Source organism: Acinetobacter sp. LF10 (assembly GCF_048585715.1).
Taxonomy (GTDB): domain Bacteria; phylum Pseudomonadota; class Gammaproteobacteria; order Pseudomonadales; family Moraxellaceae; genus Acinetobacter.
Window position 1 is genome coordinate 1,213,111 of the sequence record NZ_CP184160.1, and the last position, 19,942, is coordinate 1,233,052.

The 19,942-nt window shown below is 36.1% G+C and carries 12 protein-coding genes and 2 tRNA genes; 10 read left to right on the forward strand and 4 right to left on the reverse strand.

The window, feature by feature from the left end:
• Position 1: 1 nt before the first annotated feature.
• The 6 genes from ACN19N_RS05895 (at position 2) to ACN19N_RS05920 (ending at position 6,467) form a co-directional block, all read left to right on the forward strand.
• Positions 2-2,107: a carbon starvation CstA family protein gene (locus tag ACN19N_RS05895; protein WP_420002190.1), complete on the forward strand. Its 2,106-nt coding sequence runs from the start codon at positions 2-4 to the stop codon at positions 2,105-2,107.
• A complete protein-coding gene (locus ACN19N_RS05900) occupies positions 2,107-2,409 on the forward strand; it encodes a YbdD/YjiX family protein (RefSeq protein WP_269230458.1) in 303 nt (100 codons plus the stop codon). The genes ACN19N_RS05895 and ACN19N_RS05900 overlap by 1 nt, the downstream gene beginning before the upstream one ends.
• Before the next feature lie 78 nt (positions 2,410-2,487).
• Positions 2,488-3,447, forward strand: a complete 960-nt coding sequence (locus ACN19N_RS05905) for an AAA family ATPase (RefSeq protein WP_269228277.1) — start codon at positions 2,488-2,490, stop codon at positions 3,445-3,447.
• A gap of 13 nt (positions 3,448-3,460) precedes the next feature.
• Positions 3,461-4,363 carry a DUF58 domain-containing protein gene (locus ACN19N_RS05910; protein ID WP_420002191.1) on the forward strand — a complete coding sequence of 301 codons (903 nt, stop codon included), beginning with the start codon at positions 3,461-3,463 and terminating at the stop codon, positions 4,361-4,363.
• A 4-nt stretch (positions 4,364-4,367) separates the two neighbouring features.
• Positions 4,368-6,356 (forward strand): DUF3488 and transglutaminase-like domain-containing protein, encoded by a 1,989-nt coding sequence (locus tag ACN19N_RS05915; RefSeq protein ID WP_269228275.1) that lies wholly within the window; start codon positions 4,368-4,370, stop codon positions 6,354-6,356.
• Positions 6,357-6,390: 34 nt separating this feature from the next.
• Positions 6,391-6,467, forward strand: a tRNA-Val gene (locus ACN19N_RS05920).
• A 1,161-nt stretch (positions 6,468-7,628) separates the two neighbouring features.
• Here ACN19N_RS05920 and ACN19N_RS05925 read toward each other — a convergent pair.
• Positions 7,629-9,509, reverse strand: coding sequence for a M66 family metalloprotease (locus ACN19N_RS05925; RefSeq protein ID WP_420002192.1), 1,881 nt, complete (start codon positions 9,507-9,509; stop codon positions 7,629-7,631).
• Between the two features lie 941 nt (positions 9,510-10,450).
• Between ACN19N_RS05925 and ACN19N_RS05930 the strand changes: the two genes are divergently transcribed.
• On the forward strand, positions 10,451-10,684 hold the full coding sequence (locus ACN19N_RS05930) for a hypothetical protein (RefSeq protein WP_420002193.1): 234 nt from the start codon (positions 10,451-10,453) through the stop codon (positions 10,682-10,684).
• A 53-nt stretch (positions 10,685-10,737) separates the two neighbouring features.
• Here ACN19N_RS05930 and ACN19N_RS05935 read toward each other — a convergent pair whose 3' ends face one another.
• Together ACN19N_RS05935 and argG are read right to left on the reverse strand one after the other, a co-directional pair.
• Positions 10,738-11,421 (reverse strand): pirin family protein, encoded by a 684-nt coding sequence (locus tag ACN19N_RS05935; protein ID WP_420002194.1) that lies wholly within the window; start codon positions 11,419-11,421, stop codon positions 10,738-10,740.
• 193 nt (positions 11,422-11,614) lie between these two features.
• Positions 11,615-12,973, reverse strand: a complete 1,359-nt coding sequence (gene argG, locus ACN19N_RS05940; protein WP_269228221.1) for an argininosuccinate synthase — start codon at positions 12,971-12,973, stop codon at positions 11,615-11,617.
• Between the two features lie 276 nt (positions 12,974-13,249).
• Here argG and ACN19N_RS05945 point away from each other — a divergent pair, with 276 nt between their 5' ends.
• From ACN19N_RS05945 to ACN19N_RS05955, 3 genes are all read left to right on the forward strand, one after another.
• A complete protein-coding gene (locus ACN19N_RS05945) occupies positions 13,250-15,280 on the forward strand; it encodes an NADPH-dependent 2,4-dienoyl-CoA reductase (RefSeq protein WP_269228220.1) in 2,031 nt (676 codons plus the stop codon).
• Positions 15,281-15,366: 86 nt separating this feature from the next.
• Positions 15,367-15,456: transfer RNA gene (locus ACN19N_RS05950), tRNA-Ser, on the forward strand.
• A gap of 536 nt (positions 15,457-15,992) precedes the next feature.
• Positions 15,993-18,686 carry a restriction endonuclease gene (locus tag ACN19N_RS05955; RefSeq protein ID WP_279676471.1) on the forward strand — a complete coding sequence of 898 codons (2,694 nt, stop codon included), beginning with the start codon at positions 15,993-15,995 and terminating at the stop codon, positions 18,684-18,686.
• 235 nt (positions 18,687-18,921) lie between these two features.
• Here ACN19N_RS05955 and ACN19N_RS05960 read toward each other — a convergent pair whose 3' ends face one another.
• A complete protein-coding gene (locus ACN19N_RS05960; RefSeq protein WP_334009937.1) occupies positions 18,922-19,929 on the reverse strand; it encodes a hypothetical protein in 1,008 nt (335 codons plus the stop codon).
• Positions 19,930-19,942: the final 13 nt, after the last annotated feature.

Below are 19,942 nucleotides of genomic sequence, written 5' to 3' on the forward strand. Positions count from 1 at the left end.
AATGGAGACAGTACAAGCAAAGTCGACGCTATCCTCAAAAATTCTGTGGAGTTTAGTTGCCATCATTGGTGCAATTTCATTTGGAATTTTGGCGGTAAGTCGTGGAGAGCATGTCAATGCAGTTTGGCTCGTTCTTGCCGCGGTTTGTGTTTATAGCATTGCATATCGGTTCTACAGTTTATTTATTGCAACAAAAGTCTTTGAATTAAATCCTAAACGCTTAACACCAGCACATCGTTTGAATGATGGTCTGGATTATGTGCCCACCAATAAATACGTTTTATTTGGACATCACTTTGCTGCTATTGCAGGTGCAGGGCCTTTGGTTGGTCCAATTCTCGCAGCGCAAATGGGTTACTTACCAGGCACCATCTGGCTTTTGGTCGGTGTGGTGATTGCAGGCGCGGTACAAGATTTTCTGGTGCTATTTATTTCAACTCGGCGTGATGGTCGCTCTTTGGGTGAAATGGCAAAGCAGGAGTTAGGTACTTTCGCAGGTGTTATTGTGATGTTGGGTACGCTCGGTGTCATGATTATTATTCTTGCGGTACTTGCATTGGTTGTCGTAAAAGCTTTGGCTCATAGTCCATGGGGGGTGTTTAGTATCGCAGCAACCATCCCAATTGCATTATTCATGGGCATATACATGCGTTATCTACGCCCAGGGAAAATTGCTGAGGTTTCGATTATTGGTTTTGTGCTAATGATGGCGGCGATTGTTTTTGGTGGTGATGTAGCAAAAGACCCTTACTGGGGGCAATTGTTCACCTTAACTGGAACTCAGCTAACTTGGGCACTTATCATTTATGGCTTTATTGCGTCAGTATTGCCTGTGTGGTTATTGTTAGCACCTCGTGACTATCTATCAACCTTCCTTAAAATTGGTGTAATTGCGGGTCTGGCGATTGGAATTATCTTTGCAATGCCTGAACTCAAAATGCCTGCGGTGACTCATTTTGTCGACGGTACAGGTCCAGTATTTGCGGGTAGCTTATTTCCATTTCTTTTTATTACGATTGCTTGTGGGGCAATTTCTGGTTTCCATGCCTTGGTATCTTCAGGGACAACGCCAAAGTTGGTTGATAATGAAGTCAATATTCGTATGATCGGTTATGGTGGTATGTTGATGGAGTCATTTGTCGGTATCATGGCAATGATCTGCGCAACCGTGCTTGATCCAGGGATTTATTTTGCGATTAATGCCCCTGCTGCCGTTTTAGGTACAAATGTTGATACTGCTGCGGAAGCGGTAAGAAATCTTGGTTTTGTGGTCAGTCCTGAAATGCTTACTGTACTAGCACAAGAAGTAGGCGAAAGTTCAATCCTTTCTCGGACTGGTGGAGCGCCAACTTTTGCGATTGGTATGGCTCATATCATTTCGGAAATTTTCAATAGCCGTGCAATGATGGCATTTTGGTATCACTTTGCCATTCTATTTGAAGCACTATTCATTTTGACCGCAGTCGATGCAGGTACTCGTGCTTGTCGCTTTATGGTACAGGATACTGTCGGGATTGTTGTACCTGCAGTAAAACAATCAGGTTCATTCTTTGGAAATTTGGTTGGGACGTCTGTGGCAGTTGCAGGTTGGGGCTTCTTTGTGTATCAAGGCGTAGTCGACCCTCTTGGTGGTATTAATTCTTTATGGCCATTATTTGGGATTGGAAATCAAATTCTTGCTTCAATGGCATTGATCTTGGGTACGGTTATTTTATTCAAGATGAAGAAAGAGAAGTATGTTTGGGTAACGATTTTTCCAACGATTTTCCTATTTATTACTTCTATGACAGCGGGTTGGCAAAAGATTTTCCACGAAAATCCGAAGATTGGCTTCCTTGCTCAAGCGAATCGTTTCTCTGATGCCATTGCACGTGGAGATGTTCTTGCACCTGCGAAGTCAGTTGCTGAAATGCAGACCATTGTGATGTCGAATCAGATCAATGCGGTGTTATGCGGATTTTTCATGATTGTTGCAATTGTTATGATTATCGCATCGATTGGAATTATTCGCCGTGCTTTAAAAAGTCCTGTGCCAACTGTAAATGAAGCGCCTGCGGTATTCACTGAAACTGCAATGACAGCAGAAACAGCGAGGGGAGAATCATGATGGATTTTAAAATTGCTCGGCAAGGCAGTGCTGTGATTGTGAAGATTATTAAATTCACCATCATGTCACAAAAGCATTTGATCTTTTCACCTAAAAATTGGTCTCGTATTGCAGTGTTATGGCAAAACTTGCAAAAAAGTTTTCGTTTGATGGTGGGTGTGCCTGATTATGAAAACTATGTAAAGCATATGCAAGCGCATCATCCAGATTTAACCCCAATGGATGCCAAGACTTTTTATCGTTATTGTGTTGATGCACGTTACCCATCGTCAGGTGGTAATATCAAGAAATGTCCTTGCTAGAAATTATTTGATTTCTTTGAAAAAAAACTAAAACAGTGTATGTTGAATCATGCACTGTTTTAGTTTGGGGATTGCGTTATGTGGGGCATGGAAAAAGCTTCTATTCAAGAAAAACAACAAAAAAATCAAGAAGTAGAGCAAAATATTAAAAATTTTACTCAGAAAATCGAACGTTTTTTGATTGAAGTGAATCAACTTATTTTAGATAAACCACAACAAACCAAATTAGCGCTGACCTGTTTATTGGCAGGTGGGCATGTATTGTTTGAAGATTTACCAGGATTAGGTAAAACAACTCTAGCGAGTGCCTTAGCTCGTCTAGCAGGGCTGCATTTTCAGCGGATTCAATTTACCAATGACATGTTGGCGAGTGATGTGATTGGGATCAATATTTTTAATCAAAAAGAACATTTATTTGAGTTCAAGAAAGGGCCTATTTTTACTCAGATTTTATTGGCAGATGAGATCAATCGTTGTAGTCCAAAAACACAGAGTGCATTACTCGAAGCCATGGAAGAAGGTGCAGTCACTGTTGATGGAACTCATTATGAATTACCACAACCATTTTGGGTGTTGGCAACGCAAAATCCACTATTTCAAAGTGGAACTTATGCTTTGCCTGAGTCGCAACTTGACCGTTTTTTGATGCGTTTGTCGCTTGGCTATCCATCTCGCCAAGCTGAAAAACTACTGTTACAGCAAAGCTCACGTCAGGTTTTAATTCATCAATTAGAAGCAGTATTTACGCAAGTTGATATTTTGCAATTACGTGAATTGGCAAAACAGGTTTTTTTAAGCGATGCTGTACTCAATTATATTTTAGATTTGGCTGCTGAAACACGTAAACAACGTCATGGCTTATCAACACGTGGTGTATTGGCATTAAAAGCTGCTGCACAAGCTTATGCATTGGTTGAAGGTCGTAGCTTTGTAACCACTGATGATGTGCAAACCGTTTTTGTTGCCGTGGTTGCTCATCGTTTAAGTTTAGGCGAAATAGAGGTAAAACAAATTTTGCAATCGGTTAATGTCTTATAGTTGAGATTGGCTTATGCAAAGGATTCAGCAGTGGATTGCGAAACGCTTTCAAGTTGACGGGACTAAAACTCTGTTACAGAAAGATGTTTTGGTTTTTACCTACAAGCAAGGTTTTTTATATCTCGTTCTGATTTTAATTACCTTTATTGCAGGGATTAACTACGCAAATAACTTGATTTTAGGTTTCTGCTTTTTAATTAGCGCCATTTTATGTATTAGTTTTTATCTCACATTCAAGCAATTGCATGTTCTGCAAATTGATCTGATTGCAGCTGAGGTTGGGCAAGTCGATCAGCCTTTAATTTTAAAACTTCGGTTGAATCAGCCATCCATAATGACCCGATATTTACGTATCCAATGGCTGCAACAAGAGCAACTCATTTACTTAGATCAACAACAGCACACCGTAGAACTTGCTTTTTTTCCAAAGCAGCGTGGTTTATATGAATTTGGTGCAATGAAAATTTATTCGACCTATCCTTTAGGTTTGGTGCGAGCGTGGACTTATTTATATCCAAAACATAAAGTTTGGATTGCACCTAAAGCTTATGACTGGCAAAAAGAACATAAAAATCAACCAACCAACGCCAATGATAGCTTAGATGAATTTAAGGAACTTAAAGCCTTTCAACAAGGTGATTCTTATCAAAATGTGGCATGGAAGCAAGTTGCTCGAGGACAGGGATTTTTTATCAAAATGTTTGAGGCTCAAGCCAATCATCAACATTTAGAAATTGATTATCAAAAAATTCCTGCGCAAAGTCATGAGGAAAAATTAAGCTTTATGATGGGCTTAATTGAGCAATGTGAACAACTTGGTAATGATTATGCATTGATACTGCCACATGCAAGATTGGAAAGTGGTCAGGGGCAAATACAGCTTCTTCAAGCAAAACTTCTACTTGCGCAGGCCTAAGATCATGACCAAAAAAATCTATTTTTGCATTTTAGCTGTATTAGCATTTGTATTAATTGGGCAAGTCACTTTTATTCCTGTGACATTGAGTGGGTTGTGGGGTGTTATTTGGCTTACATTGGTATGGCGATATAGAAAACAAAAAATTTCACCATTTCCACGCTTATTTTTAGTTTTTTTCTCTTTATTATCTTTAGGTCTGATTTATTTAAATTATCAAACTTTACTGGGAGTAGAAGCAGGAGTCGCATTTTTAAGTACGTGTTTATTTGCGAAAAGTTTGGAAGCTAAGAATACCCGTGATTTATTGATTGTATTTAACTTTGCGTTATTCGTCAGTGCCAGTTTATTGTTACATAGTCAGGCATTCTGGATGGCTGTTCTGGTTTTTTCAGCATTTGTGATGTGTTTGATGGGTTTGTATCGGATTCAAACTGGTCTATTTAACCAGCATCAATTATTATCCAATCAGTTAAAAAATGATGTTAAACAAATTCTAAAGTTTGTCGGGATTGCAACGCCGTTCTTTATTATATTATTTATTTTCTTTCCTCGTTTGCCGCCGCTTTGGGCAATTCCTATTCATAAAAATCAAGCCACTACAGGAATCAGTGATCGTATGTCTCCTGGAGATATTGCACAACTATCACAATCATCGGCTTTGGCTTTTCGTGTTGTTGCGGATATGAGACAACTGCCCAACAGACAAGAGTTGTATTGGCGTGCTTTGGTTTTGGATGAATATGATGGTACAACATGGACCAGTAGTTTTTATAATCAACAGATTAAAAGCGTAAACTCAAATTCTCATGGGGTTAGCTATCAATACTTAGCTGCTGATGAACAGGCAAATTGGATCATGGGCTTGGAATATTCCATTCCACAAGAACGTTATTTACAATTGTATCAAGATGATAGTATACGCCCATCAAAGCTGATTAAACGTAATCAACCCATACAAATGTTTTGGTTGGGGCGAACATCAACATCATCTGTTTTACTATCGCCACGTCAAATTGAATTTAATACTCGATTTGATCATGATCGTGATCAAAAAGCACAGCAATTAGCCCATCAACTGTTTGAACAAAGTCAGGGACAGCCTGAAAAATATATTAAAAAGGTGCTGAATTGGTATGGAGACCATAACTTCGTTTATACCTTGGCACCAGGGACACTTGGCAGTGATCGTATAGATCAATTTTTATTTTATAGTCGAAAAGGTTTTTGTGAGCATTATGCCTCTAGTTTTGTGATGTTAATGCGTTATGTTGGAATTCCTGCAAGAGTTGTCACAGGTTATCAGGGTGGGCAGTTTGCATTAGATAGAGAAAGTTGGGAAGTACGCCAACTTGATGCACATGCTTGGAGTGAAGTGTATCTAGAGGGTGAATGGCAAAGAATTGACCCTACAGCAATCATTGCACCACAACGTATAGATTCAGGAATGCAAGAATATTTAAGTCAATATCAAAACATCTGGGGGAATGGGGGAAGTCATTCATGGCAACTACAGCAATTTAAATTTTTAACAAATATACGTATTTGGAGCGATTATTTAAGTTATCAATGGCAGTCTAAAGTTGTTGGTTATGATGCAGATAAACAAAAAAATTGGTTATCTAAACTAGGTTTTAATTCAAGTTATAGTTATGTGCTGATCTTAATTATTGGTATTGCTGGAATTTTAGCTGTGTATGTTAGCTTCTATTGGTGGAGACAAACAAGGCAGCAAGAATTATATCAACGTGTCATTATTCAATTTCAAAAGCAATTGCCTAAACATTTGCATAAAAGATCAGGGGAAACATTTCAAGTTTGGATGCAGCGTTTATCAAGTATAGATAGTGATCAAAAATCATTTCACCAAGTAGTTGTGCTATATCAAAAAATTGTGTTTTTAGAACAGAATACTCAGCAAAATATTCAAGAATTTAGGAAACTGCTTAAAGTCTGTACGAACGCAATTAAACAGTCTCAAAAAAACTTGTGAACCTGATTAAAAATGAATATCATGCTCTCATTCTAGGTGTATAGCTCAGTTGGTTAGAGCGCTACGTTGACATCGTAGAGGTCTCCAGTTCGAGTCTGGATATACCTACCAAGATTTATCAAAGACTTATAAGCGAATCAGCAGCTTATAGGTCTTTTTTTATACTTATAAGTTGTGTACTATTCTTTGGATTATTTAAGTAAGCATCCGCTGAGCCTCTCTTTTTCTCATCTTAGATCCTAAAATGAAGTGTACAGAGATTAAATTATTAGGAAGAAGCAAGATGAGCTAGTATTTTGCTTCCGACCGATCAAGGTCAAAGTTGCATCATGAACTAAACGCATCTTATACAAAATGAAAGATCTCAGATTTATACATTGTTACGTGAAGGTTTTTTCTGGAAATATCAAACGTAATCGTGCTAGAAATGGCTATTTCGCTAATCATGCGAATAAAGTAGCTCGAAGACGACATTGTGCTAATCCCCCCAAGAATCCTTTGTGAAATATGGGCACATGTCATCTCTTATCTTTAATAGAGTCCTGAACAGATTTTTTCTCGTGTTCCAGTCAGTTTGTATTCAATTTATCGCTTTATAAGGCAGGATAAAAACAATAGCGGTACACTCTTTCATAACCTACGTTTTACAAATCAAAGAAAGAGGAAATACGGCTCTCCTGAAACCCGTGGTTAGCTGAGTAATAATAAAAGTATTCATGACAGACCTATTGAGGTAGAGCAGCAGATTCGCTTTGGTGATTTGGAAATAGATACAATTGTTGGTAAAAACCATCAGCAAGCATTAGTCTTTATTGTGGATCGGAAGACAGGTTGTTTATGGCTGAAAATGTAGCTCACGTAAGGCAGATGAAATTTGCTAAACAACCATCAGTCTTCTTGAGCCGATCTAAGATCAGCTCAAGACTATTACTGCAGATAATGGCAAAGATGCGCGAATGAAAATATAAATGGTCTAATCAGACAATATATTAAAAAAGGCAGTAATTTAAATATCTATACGAATGAATATATCTCAGAAATCACTCTACGTTTGAATCATCGCCCAAGAAAAAAATTCAGATTTAAAAGTCCGTGTCAGGTATTATGACAACAACATGCTGTTGCACTTCAAATGATAATATAAGCCTATAGAAAAGCCACCTTGCGGTGGCTGTTTTCTTATAGCGGACTTAAAATTTAATGATTTTAAAATGTATTCTGTAACTACTATTTTTTAAATGCATAATCTTAATTTGAATCAAAAAAAAGCTTTTATAGATCTCGACTTGCTAAAATCTTAGCTGATTTATCTAATCCATTTTTCCATAAAATCGGCGTACTTAATATTTCTACTTTGCTAATTTGATTTTCAGCAGGAATATTCATAGCAAATGTTTTAAAACTTTCAGAATTTTTGGGATCAAGTTTATTATCACTAAAATCATCCGATTCTTTAAACCAAGGTCTAAATCCACCTTGTATTGCAAAGTGTTTAGTCGTTTGATTTTTATAGTATACTTTTAGCGTATAATCACATCCACTTTCGGCACAGAAATTTTTATAAATACTGTCACTATTTCTACTAATTTTTGCTAAGTCATTTGCATCTGTTGGATCTATTTGTGTTAATAGATTTCCTGTATAGGTTTTAGATACAGGATATATTTGTGTCATGCCTTTGGTATTCGCGTTACTGATAGTAAATACTACTGTTTTGACAAGTACATTTCTTTTATTTGCATAATTTTTATTTATTCCAAATCTTGCTCGATCCCATTTGTCATCGGTTGGATCATAGTCTATCCATTGATAATTTTTTTGATCCCATTTAGAATAATTGGTCAAACTTTTATCATTTATAATTGTTTTAGATTCAACATATTTTTGAATTCTTGCAGCATTATAATCTGAAAATATACCATATTGATATTTTTTAGATCTATCTTCACTACCAGACTCCATTACATCAACTTTGTAGCAATTTCCATTTTCATCTAATGGTCTCACATATCCATGAGATGTATATTTTTTACAGTTTGAGTAGTTTTGCGCATCACTGGTAACGAGATCTGAAATAAAAGTATTTGTACTTATATCAAATCCCCATTCTGAGCCTTTTATGCTTCCTCCGTAGTAGGGGAAGTTATTATCTTTGTATTCTCCTGCTGCATGACCAAGTCCAAAAGCATGTCCACTTTCGTGATTAAATATACCACTATAATAATGGTCTCCAACACTCACATTTCCCCATCCGACTCCGCCTCCTGGATACTGATATTCACCTTTAGAATTCATTTGAACAATAGGCCCATAGTATTGATAATTTAAACTAGAATTTCCACTTGCATAGTAGATCGTAGTAATAGTATTTAGAATTGTATTAATAACTCTTGAATCCTTTTCCAAAACTTTTTCAGCTTCTTTTCCATCGGAAGGAGGAACGATCATATAATCCCATTTAATTTCACCAATAGGATGCTGTTCAAAAATTAATTCTGATATTGGCCAAATATTTTCAAGTTCAGCTTTCTGTTGAGAAGTTGGCGAAATAACTTTGTCGTAAGCGATTAAGTTCGTAGATGCTCCAAATAAGTAAAATGGTAGAATTTGTATTTTTAAATTAGAATGTAATGAAAACTCTACTTCCTTAAAGCTGGATGGTTGAGCATTATCTGATATAACTCTAAATCTAAGCCCTTTTTGCATATATTCTTTTGGAATGTTTGCTATCCAAGTATTTTTTGAAAATGGTAAGGGTTTTACATTTCCATCTACTGAAAATGATTTATAGTCTTGTGATAGATTAATGCTTGTTATTAAATTATGAGACTTATATATCTCAATTTTAGGATTCTGATCACCATTTAAATTTAAATCTAAAAGGATTATTGCTGATTTATTTGGAGTAGCTCTATAAGTTAGTTCACTGCCATCTTTTAACTTCCATACTTTACCCTGTTCAGTTGGTAATATATGTGACTGAATAATATTTACTTTACTTAAAGTTATAGGAATCAATGTTTGTTTTTGTGTTTCAGTTAATTTTAATTCCTTATCCGTATTCATAACTTGATTTGGGGCTGATGATTCACCACCACAAGCAGAGAGGAAAATAGGAATGCTAAGTATTTTTAAAAATTCTATCTTTTTCATAAGATTAATTCTATAAGTGTAATAGTATTAATTTATCAAAAATTTTTTTTATTATCTATATTTATAATTTTGTTTATATTCACAAATAAATTTTTTAATGTCAATTTAAGCACGTATTTAGATATTTTTATGAAAATACAAATGTATTTTAATGATACATTAGACCTCTTTCATAAATAAAATTTTATTCATCTCTAAATTATAAATAACTGCAATCAAATTAAATCTTAAGCCAATTTTTTCCTCTATTTCGGTAACGCTCTGCAAGGATTTTGAAAGTCTTTAATTTACCAAATAAGTAACAGCTAAATAACAAACATGTTTGCTTTTTAGCTCTTACTTATTTGCTGTGTTTTATAGTGAATGATCGCTTGTACCTTAAATGTATGAGCTTTTTTCTTGCCGCTGTAGGTTTTGTTCTGTTTTTAGGTCTTTGAATTGGAATTTGAGTGGCATCTTCGATTACAACATTGCAGTCTATACCTTCCCCTTCAGGGATATCTCTGGGAAACCTGGCTGAATTAAACTATCTTCAACTAGACGAACAGTTCTGGAAGCTATTGGCTCTGATACACCATAATTTGCAGTAACTTGAAATAAACTTCGGTATTATCTTCAATAGCTTAAACAGGATTCGAGTTAGTTATGCTTGAACAATTTTTATCAGATATTGGAATCTTGACTAACCCTAATATTGGTGCTAATTTAATCAATAAGGAAGTCATATACTATTTAGGATTTAAGAGAAATCTTACCCAAATGAATAAAGATATGACAACCTGAATACACAGCTAACAACGAACGAGACGATTCAGATTGTTTTTAAAAATGTTCAAGGTTGTAGAAAAGCCCGTTAATCGGGCTTTTTTAATGCCGATTATTTTTTGGATAAAATTTAGGCTATAGTGAAATAAAGATTGGAGGAGCAATAGGGGATTGTGATGCTGATATTTATTATTTTGGTCATTGTGATTGGCTTAGTCTTATTAGCCTTCTTCGCAAAGAAAACAGATTCTACACAGGATACATCTGATTATAGTCATCCGTATTCTTCCACAACCTCTCCATGTGATTCTTCTCAGGATAATGTTTCTAGACATTCTGATGAATGTGGCTCAAATGATGATTCGAGCTCAGACTCAAGTAGTTGTGATAGTAGCAGCAATAATGATTAGAAAAAGCTTGTACCCCCCTAAGGGGCAAGGGGTACAAGATAAACCGAGTTTAATTAAGGTAGATCAAACCAAATCATTTGGCTTTCTTGCAATGCAGTAATGGTTGCAATTTCATCGAATACTAAAGCATCACCTGCTTTAACCAAATGATTGGCAATCATTACTTCACCTGAAATCACATGCACGTAGTTCACTTTTTTTCGTGCTGTAATTTCTAAATGCTGATCTTTCTCAATGACAGCAGTTTTCACTTCCACATTTTGACGAATCGACATTGGTGCAGATTCATCACCAGCAATCAAATGCCATTGGTTTGGATGATCTTTCGGGTTGAGCTGAATTTGCTGATAGGTTGGTTCGGCATCTTGTACATTCGGTTGAATCCAAATCTGTAATAGATGCACCGCTTGATCATGCTTGTTTATTTCACTGTGGGTGACGCCAGTTCCAGCACTCATCAACTGCCATTCACCTGCATTGATCTGACCTTCATTGCCCATACTGTCTTTATGGGAAATGGTGCCATCAAGTACACAGGTTAGAATTTCCATATTGTCATGGGGATGGGTACCAAAACCATTGTGAGCAGCAACCGTATCATCATTGATTACACGTAATGCGCTGACACCCATGTATTTCGGGTTATACCAACTACCAAATGAAAAGCTATGATAGGTGTCTAACCAACCCGCTTTGACATGACCACGGTTTTCACTACGATGTAGATAAGCATTCATCTTTCATCTCCCAGTTATTATGTTTTGCTTGATGCTTATATTATCGATTCATAATGGTGATAAGTAGTCTTTAAATGCGACATATTGTTCTATAAATGCAATGATTCGGTAATGAGTATTTTCTTGGATAAAATAAAAAAGGCTGAATCAAATATTCAGCCTTTTCAAGTTGGTAAATTAATTTACCAATCTTTTATTTTGATTTATTTTCTAGCTGTGGAATTGCAGAGCCTTGACCCACTGCAAGCAAACCAGTTTCAGTATAGATACCCAATTTTGCACGGGTATCGGTAATATCAAGGTTACGCATCGTTAACTGACCGATACGATCCATTGGTGTAAATACAGAATCACCTTTCTCCATAGTTAAACGCTCAGCTTCATACGTGAGGTTAGGAGATTCAGTGTTCATGATGGTGTAGTCATTGCCACGACGTAATTCTAAAGTCACTGTACCCGTAATGGCTTTAGCAACCCAACGTTGTGCTGTTTCACGAAGCATCAATGCTTGTGAGTCGAACCAACGACCTTGGTAAAGTAGGCGACCTAAACGTAAACCGTTAATGCGGTATTGTTCAATCGTATCTTCGTTATGAATACCAGTTACTAAACGCTCATAAGCAATGTGTAACAAAGCCATACCAGGTGCTTCATAAATACCACGAGATTTTGCTTCGATGATACGGTTTTCGATTTGGTCAGACATACCTAGACCATGACGACCACCAATACGGTTCGCTTCTAAAATGAATTCAACTGGATCTTCGATACGTTGACCATTGAGCGCAACAGGCATACCTTGTTCAAAAGTAATGCTAACTTGTTCTGGTTGGATTTCAACGTCATCTTTCCAGAACGCAACACCCATAATTGGGTCTACGATTTTAATACCCGCATTGAGGTATTCTAAATCTTTTGCTTCATGCGTTGCGCCTAACATATTTGAGTCAGTTGAATACGCTTTTTCCTTTGACATTTTATAGTCAAAACCGTTGTCGATGAGGAACTGTGACATTTCCGCACGACCGCCTAACTCATCAATAAAGGTTTGGTCTAACCAAGGCTTATAGATTTTGAGGGCAGGATTGGTCAATAAACCATAACGATAGAAACGTTCAATATCGTTACCTTTATAAGTTGAGCCGTCACCCCAGATGTTCACATCATCTTCTTTCATCGCAGTAACAAGCATCGTACCTGTAACTGCACGACCCAAAGGTGTGGTATTGAAATAAGGAACGCCACCAGTACTAATGTGGAACGCGCCACATTGAATTGCTGCAATACCTTCAAGCGCAAGTTGTAAACGACAATCGATTAATCGAGCTTTGACTGCGCCGTATTGTTCAGCTTTCTTTGGAATTGCATCATAGTCATCTTCATCAGGTTGACCCAAGTTTGCAGTATAAGCATAAGGCTCTGCGCCTTTTTGCTTCATCCACAATAAAGCTGCTGAAGTATCGAGACCACCAGAAAAGGCAATCCCAACTTTTTTGCCTACAGGTACGTGCTGCAAGATAGTTGCATTATCAGTCATTGCTTGTCCTAACATTTATTAGTAAAGACTCCGAATAGGTAGTCTTGAGAATAAAAAATCGGAACTATTGTAACACTTTTCATTGAGCTTGTTTTCCTGAAAGAAAAACTAAGCAGAAAAATTATGTTCTAATACATTTGATTTTGGTTTTTTAGATTGGAAATCAAAATAGTTACATTGCTTTTGACTTTAGTGTCAGCATTTTCTTGAAAAGAGTCATAAACACATATAAAAATTCAGTTAAAGTACTATGCAACAAGTTGCAAAGCCAATAAATACAGAAGGAATACCATGACTAGCTATGCAAATATCTTAAAACCATTACATTTAGGGTTTACGACAATTAAAAACCGTGTAGTAATGGGCTCTATGCACACAGGTTTAGAAGATCGTTTCTTTAATTACCCTAAACTTGCAGCTTATTTTGAAGAAAGAGCAAAAGGTGGTGTTGGCCTAATCATCACAGGTGGTATTTCTCCAAATCGCCAAGGTTGGTTATTACCAGCTGGCGGTACAATGAATAGTTTAATGGATATTCCACAGCATCGTTTAGTGACGCATTCAGTTCATAAACATGGTGCAAAAATTTTAATGCAAATTCTGCATTCTGGGCGTTATGGCTATCAACCTTTTGTGGTTTCTTCGAGTGCTGTTAAATCGCCAATTTCACCATTTAAACCGCGTGAAATGAGTAATCAAAATATTTTGGATACGATTCAAGATTACGCACGTTGTGCGAGTATTGCGAAGAAAGCAGGCTATGATGGTGTTGAAATCATGGGTTCAGAAGGGTATTTGCTGAATCAGTTTTTAAGCCGACATGTGAACCAACGTACTGATCGTTGGGGTGGTGATATCGAAAATCGTATGCGCTTTGCAGTTGAAATTGTGAAAGCAATTCGTGCGAAAGTGGGCGAGAAATTTATTATTTGTTTCCGTTTATCAATGCTTGATCTAGTGCATGATGGTAATACGATGCAAGAGGTAACGGTTGTTGCTAAAGCATTGGAAAAAGCGGGTGTCACGTTATTAAATACAGGGATTGGTTGGCATGAAGCGCGTGTTCCGACTATTGTAACTTCTGTTCCACGTGCTGCATTTGCGGACTATACCGCGTTTGTAAAGCAGCATGTTTCTATTCCTGTGATTGCCTCAAACCGTATTAATATGCCAGATGTTGCCGAAGATATTATTGCTTCTGGTAAAGCCGATATGGTGCAAATGGCGCGTCCATTATTGGCAGATCCATATTGGGTAAATAAAACTGCAACCAATCGTGTAGATGAAATTAATACGTGTATCGCATGTAACCAAGCATGTTTGGATCATAGTTTTAAGAATCAACGCGCAACCTGTCTTGTAAACCCACGTGCAGCATTTGAAACAGAATTGGTTTATATCAAAACTAAAAAACCTAAACGTATTGCGGTTGTTGGTGGTGGTGTTGCTGGAATGTCAGCTGCAACAGTTGCCGCAAGTCGTGGTCACGCCGTTACTTTATTTGAAGCAAGTAATGATGTTGGTGGTCAGTTTAATTTAGCGAAAGTTGTTCCTGGAAAAGAAGAATTCCACGAAACCATTCGTTACTTTAAGGTGCAAATCAAGCAAACAGGTGTCGATTTGCGTTTAAATACGCGCGTAAGCCGTGAACAGCTTGAACGTGAAGGTTTTGATGAAGTTATTGTGGCTACAGGTGTCGTTCCTCGTGCATTAAAAATTCAGGGCAGTACTGCGCCACAAGTATTATCTTATGCTGAAGTGTTACGTGGTGCTGAAGTTGGACAAAAAGTTGCTGTAATTGGAGCAGGGGGAATAGGTTTTGATGTATCAGAGTTTTTATTAAAACCACCGCATCAACCTCAGCCTCAACCTTTAGCAGAATGGCAACGTGAATGGGGGGTTGATCCAAACCCTAATTATATTTCTGAAGGTGGAATGCAACGTCCAGAAGTAGAAATGCCAATTCGCCAGATCTATTTATTACAACGCAAAACTACACCTTTAGGTGTTGGCTTAGGTAAGACTTCAGGCTGGGTACACCGCGCGCAATTGAAAAAGCATGCTGTTCGTATGCTTCGTGGTGTGCAGTATAAAGCGGTAACTGATGAAGGATTATGGGTTGAGCATAATGGTCACGATCAGTTATTGCGTGTAGACACAATTGTCGTGTGTGCTGGGCAAGAATCTGTAAAAGATTTAATGCCTAAAGATGGTGAAAATACTTTAGCGAACTATCATATTATTGGTGGTGCGAAGCTCGCTGCTGAGTTAGATGCGAAGCGTGCAATCCGTGAAGGGGCTGAATTGGCCGCTAAACTCTGATAATTGATGAAACATTATGCATTTGAATACATTGCACTTAAATTTCTCTTGAATAAAGACAACAAGCTTTGTATTCTTACGCACATGGAAGCGTGGCAGAGCGGTTTAATGCACCGGTCTTGAAAACCGACGAGGGTGTGAGTCCTCCGTGAGTTCGAATCTCACCGCTTCCGCCAAATATTAAAATAAGCCCTTGTTTTTACAAGGGCTTATTTTTTATCTATGACTTTACCCCTCAACCTACCCCTCATCAAATATTGAATGTAAAAAGCAGAGATGGGATGATCTTGGACTGAATAAGAAATCAGTACAAAAATATTAAATAATTCTAAACTCAATTTTGGCTTTGAAAAGATATTTTTAAAATATAAAAGGCTCACGAATGAACCCTTAGATGACAATAAAAAGGCTATAGGTTGTGAACATTACTTGAGTATTTTTTTCACATACAGTGAGCTTATAACGATAAAAAACCAAGTGGCTGATTGACTCGTTTAATAAGTTGTAATCATGTTTTTGGACGATACCTAATCAAAGCAATTGATGTGCCGATGTTCAGGAAAAAACACCTTGAAGTTGATAATCTAAGCATCTGTTTACCGATTGTTCTTTACGTAATAGTTAAAAGAAAAATTGATCGTAATTTAGACATTAGAGGATTTCTTTTTTATACTTAATTCAATTGTTTAAAAATACTATTAGAGATTTCTTGATGAAAATTGAAATATGTGTGCCAAGTTCTGCCACAACTAAAGAGAGGGGGGATTTACTAGAAACTTTAAGTAGAGAAATGCTTGAGATTCAAAACTTCAAAGTAGAAGAAGAAGTTAAAAAGACTGGAATGGAGTTAGATTTGCTATGTAAACATAATGTTGCGGACAGAACAATCTATGTTGAATGTAAAGCTTATCGAGACGGGAAAATTGATGCTCCTATTATTAGGCAACTAATGGGTACCATCGTCTTACAAGGATATTCAGAAGGTTGGTTAATTAGTACTAGTGAATTGGGTAAAGAAGCTAAAGGGATTGAGGATGAATTAGCATCAAAAGGCTTAGCTGGAAAGTTAGTTATTTATACACCTAGAAAAATTATTGATTCTCTATTGGCTTCCAAAATTATAAATCCTCCTCCTCAAGTACAATTAATACAATATTTGCCTGAAGAGAATATAGGAGAATGGAGTTTACTAATCACACCTTATGGTAAGTTCTGGGCTGTTGCAATTCTGGAGGGAGGAATGCCTTCTAAAGTGGTTTGCTATCATGCTAAGTCCTTAAGTTTAGTTGATGACCAAGCTCTTTTAGATAATATTGCTTCGACGGACTCAAACTTATCAAAATTAGATTTCTCGAAAATAATATTATTTACAAAGAAGGAGAAAAAGTTAAGTTTAGAAGAGAGCCTAATTGAAGTTGTTGAAGTCCAAAAAGGTGATGATTGGAACGACTATCGTCCTGCTAGACCTGAAGACTTTGTAGGGAGAACTAAAGATATTAATGATATCTTTGATTTTTTTAAAAAAATTAAAGAAAAGGAAACAACTAGACGTTGTTTTGCTATTACAGGAAATTCAGGGCTAGGCAAAAGCTCATTAATCATAAAATTGCTTGAGAAAGCAGAAAATAGACATCAAAAACACAAAGTTTATATATGTGCTGTAGATGTTCGAGCTGCTAAATCATCAGAATATATCTATGCTGCATTGCTTAAAACGTTGAAGAATGCTCAAAAAAAGGGATTTGGTGATCCTGAAATTAATATTTTGATTACAAATGCTAGTCATCCGTTAGATTCGGAGTCGATTACTGAATATTTAGAAAGTGTGGATAAGGCTAATCAAATAATAGTCTTAGTATTTGATCAGTTTGAAGAATTGTTTAGTAAACCAGATCTATCTGATCTATTTACTAATACTTCCAATATGTTAATGGATGCTACTAGTTTACAATTTAATTTTTGTATTGGCTTTGCATGGAAGACAGATAGTACTACGCATACGGAAAATCCTGCATATTTTTTCTGGCATAAACTTTCCGAATATCGTATGGTAAGAAAATTAAGCCCATTCTCAGATAGAGAATCTCATACTGTGATTAGTAAGTTTGAGGATGTGATTGGTCAAAAATTAGATGGTGATTTGAAACATAATTTAACAGTATCAAGTCAAGGTTATCCGTGGCTCTTAAAAAAATTATGCATCCATTTATATGACAAATTAGAACAAGGTGCTAAACAGGAAGATTTGTTAGAAAATAAATTAGATATCGCTAGTTTATTTTCGGATGATTTAAGTGAACTAAGTATATCTGAACAAAAAGCACTAAGATTTGTTGCAACAAAGGCACCTGTAGACTTGATAGAAACTATTGAAATTTGTACTGATGAGATAGTTCAAAGTTTATTACATAAAAGATTAATTGTTAAAAGTGGCAATAGGCTAAATCTCTATTGGGATATTTTCCGAGAATTTGTTCTGACAGGAAATGTTCCAATTATCGCTCTTAGATATTTACCATCACATGATTTTTCAACAATTTGGAATGTTGTGAAATATTTATCTAAGTCACCTGTAACTATTCATTCTTTACAAGAAAAGACAAACTTTTCTGAAGGTACAATTCAAAATGTTGGAACTGATATTTTACTTTTTGGATTAGCTACAAGAGAAAACTCTCAATATGTTCTATCTGAAGATTTATTAGAGGATGGAAATACTCAAGAAAATCTACTGAATATAATTAGAGAAAAATTTAAAAAACATATTATTACCTTACATTTGAAAGATTTACCTAGCGGAACTTTTTTAACAATTACTAGTATTATTGATTTAATGAAAGAAACATATTCAGAGAATAAGTATGCTGATAAAACTTGGCGATTATATGCTATTAGGCTTATCCGTTGGTTAGAATTAACGGGTTTTTTACAACCAACAACAGAGCCAAATACATGGATTTACCGAGATCTAGGCAGTTCAAAAACTTCCGTTATGAATAGAAGACGTACTTCTAATTTCTTTGTTCCTAGAATTTCACCTCAATTGTTTATTTCAATTTATAGTGAAATAGTAGGTAAAAGTCTTCAACAGTTACCGAATGATAGTAAGACAAATAAAACAGTAGAGATTTTGAGAAAGTTTGAGTTAGTAGACAATGATCGGGTGATGGAGATCGATGATTTTGATTCAATTCTTTATGCTAAGGCTAGTTCAGAATTTAGTATACAAGCTATATTGGAAATAAAAGATTTGTATTCAACTGATAAATTATCAGGGCAGAATTTAGGCATTCTTTTGAAAGAAAAATATGATCTGAAATGGACAGATGTTACAACGCAGCATTCAGGTAATAAGCTAAATAGCTGGGCTAAATGGATTAAAGCCTATGAGGTGAAAAATGAATAGAAATTTTTGAATAACAAGGAAATTGAGAACATCAGTTTCGTTCAACTTTTTAATTTTTATTCATAAATTTCTTTTTATTTCTAAGACTTCCTTCTTTTGAGGAACTTTTAGTGAAGTTCATCTTAAGTCCATAATGAAAAAATTTAATAAGTTATAGCTTCAAAGTTACAATCTGTGAAAATAAAAATAGCCTTAACTTAAGGCTATTTTTTATATCTATTTTTGGCCTTATTTACTATACATTGCCTGTGTATTCCTTCCACGCATAAGTAATTCCATTGCCCTTATAACGATAAAATCCAAGTGGCTCATGGACTCGTTCGATAAGTTGTAACCATGCTTTTTGGACGATACCTTGTCCATCGTAGCAATGGGTATGCTTAGGCTCTGGAAAAATACCATGAAGTTGATAATCATGACAGACTAATTCCCATTGTTCTTTCAGCAAGGGCATATAGTTTTCTTCATTCCCAATAATGTAAACAAATGCCTGTGCAGTTAGCCCCTGATCAAGACCTTTGACGATGCGCCATTGAATATCATAAAGCTTATCTGTGAGCTGCTTTGCTCTATGTAGCCACTGAAAATATTGCTTTAACACTTTTACAGATATTTTCTCCGCATCTTCCTGAGTCTCATAATGAGGTGGATCAGTTTGTGCAATCAAAGGTAGCTCTAAGAAAATACAATTGGCTTGGTCTTGTGTTTGCATTACACGTCGGAAAACAGTTTTTTGTTCATTACGAAGTTTTTGCACTTGCGCTTCATATTTATTGGCGTGAAGCTTAGCTTTGGCAACGTATAGTTCACCACGAAAATGATTGAAGTTATTTTGAAATATAGTGATTGGAATGGCTTGGGGTGAAGTCACTAAACCAATATTTTGAAGTGCAAATTTATGAAAGACTTTTAAGTGAGGATGAACTTCAAAGCCTTCAAAGAGGTCGATAAAATGAGCAAAAATTTTTACTTGATCTAGAATCCAAGTACATAATTGATTCATCTGAGGATAAGGTACAGTTGGCGTAGCTTTATGGAACAACTTAATTTTATCCTGTTCTATCAGTTTCGTACCATTGATCAAACCAAATGCGATTTGATTAAACATTGGATCTCCATACATAGGTCTGACCATTGTGCCATTTGTAGGAAAGCCAACACTTCCATTCGGATAAACATGTGGTGGTGTTTGTACCATGTTAAAAAAATTAGGTTGTGTATTTTGTACAAAAACTTGGTTCATTTGGGAATCCTCT

Coding starts and splice junctions, on each gene's coding strand:
- ACN19N_RS05895 (WP_420002190.1), top strand. CDS start 2: ATGGAGACAGTACAAGCAAAGTCGACGCTATCCTCAAAAATTCTGTGG.
- ACN19N_RS05900 (WP_269230458.1), top strand. CDS start 2,107: ATGGATTTTAAAATTGCTCGGCAAGGCAGTGCTGTGATTGTGAAGATT.
- ACN19N_RS05905 (WP_269228277.1), top strand. CDS start 2,488: ATGTGGGGCATGGAAAAAGCTTCTATTCAAGAAAAACAACAAAAAAAT.
- ACN19N_RS05910 (WP_420002191.1), top strand. CDS start 3,461: ATGCAAAGGATTCAGCAGTGGATTGCGAAACGCTTTCAAGTTGACGGG.
- ACN19N_RS05915 (WP_269228275.1), top strand. CDS start 4,368: ATGACCAAAAAAATCTATTTTTGCATTTTAGCTGTATTAGCATTTGTA.
- ACN19N_RS05925 (WP_420002192.1), bottom strand. CDS start 9,509: ATGAAAAAGATAGAATTTTTAAAAATACTTAGCATTCCTATTTTCCTC.
- ACN19N_RS05930 (WP_420002193.1), top strand. CDS start 10,451: ATGCTGATATTTATTATTTTGGTCATTGTGATTGGCTTAGTCTTATTA.
- ACN19N_RS05935 (WP_420002194.1), bottom strand. CDS start 11,421: ATGAATGCTTATCTACATCGTAGTGAAAACCGTGGTCATGTCAAAGCG.
- argG (WP_269228221.1), bottom strand. CDS start 12,973: ATGTTAGGACAAGCAATGACTGATAATGCAACTATCTTGCAGCACGTA.
- ACN19N_RS05945 (WP_269228220.1), top strand. CDS start 13,250: ATGACTAGCTATGCAAATATCTTAAAACCATTACATTTAGGGTTTACG.
- ACN19N_RS05955 (WP_279676471.1), top strand. CDS start 15,993: ATGAAAATTGAAATATGTGTGCCAAGTTCTGCCACAACTAAAGAGAGG.
- ACN19N_RS05960 (WP_334009937.1), bottom strand. CDS start 19,929: ATGAACCAAGTTTTTGTACAAAATACACAACCTAATTTTTTTAACATG.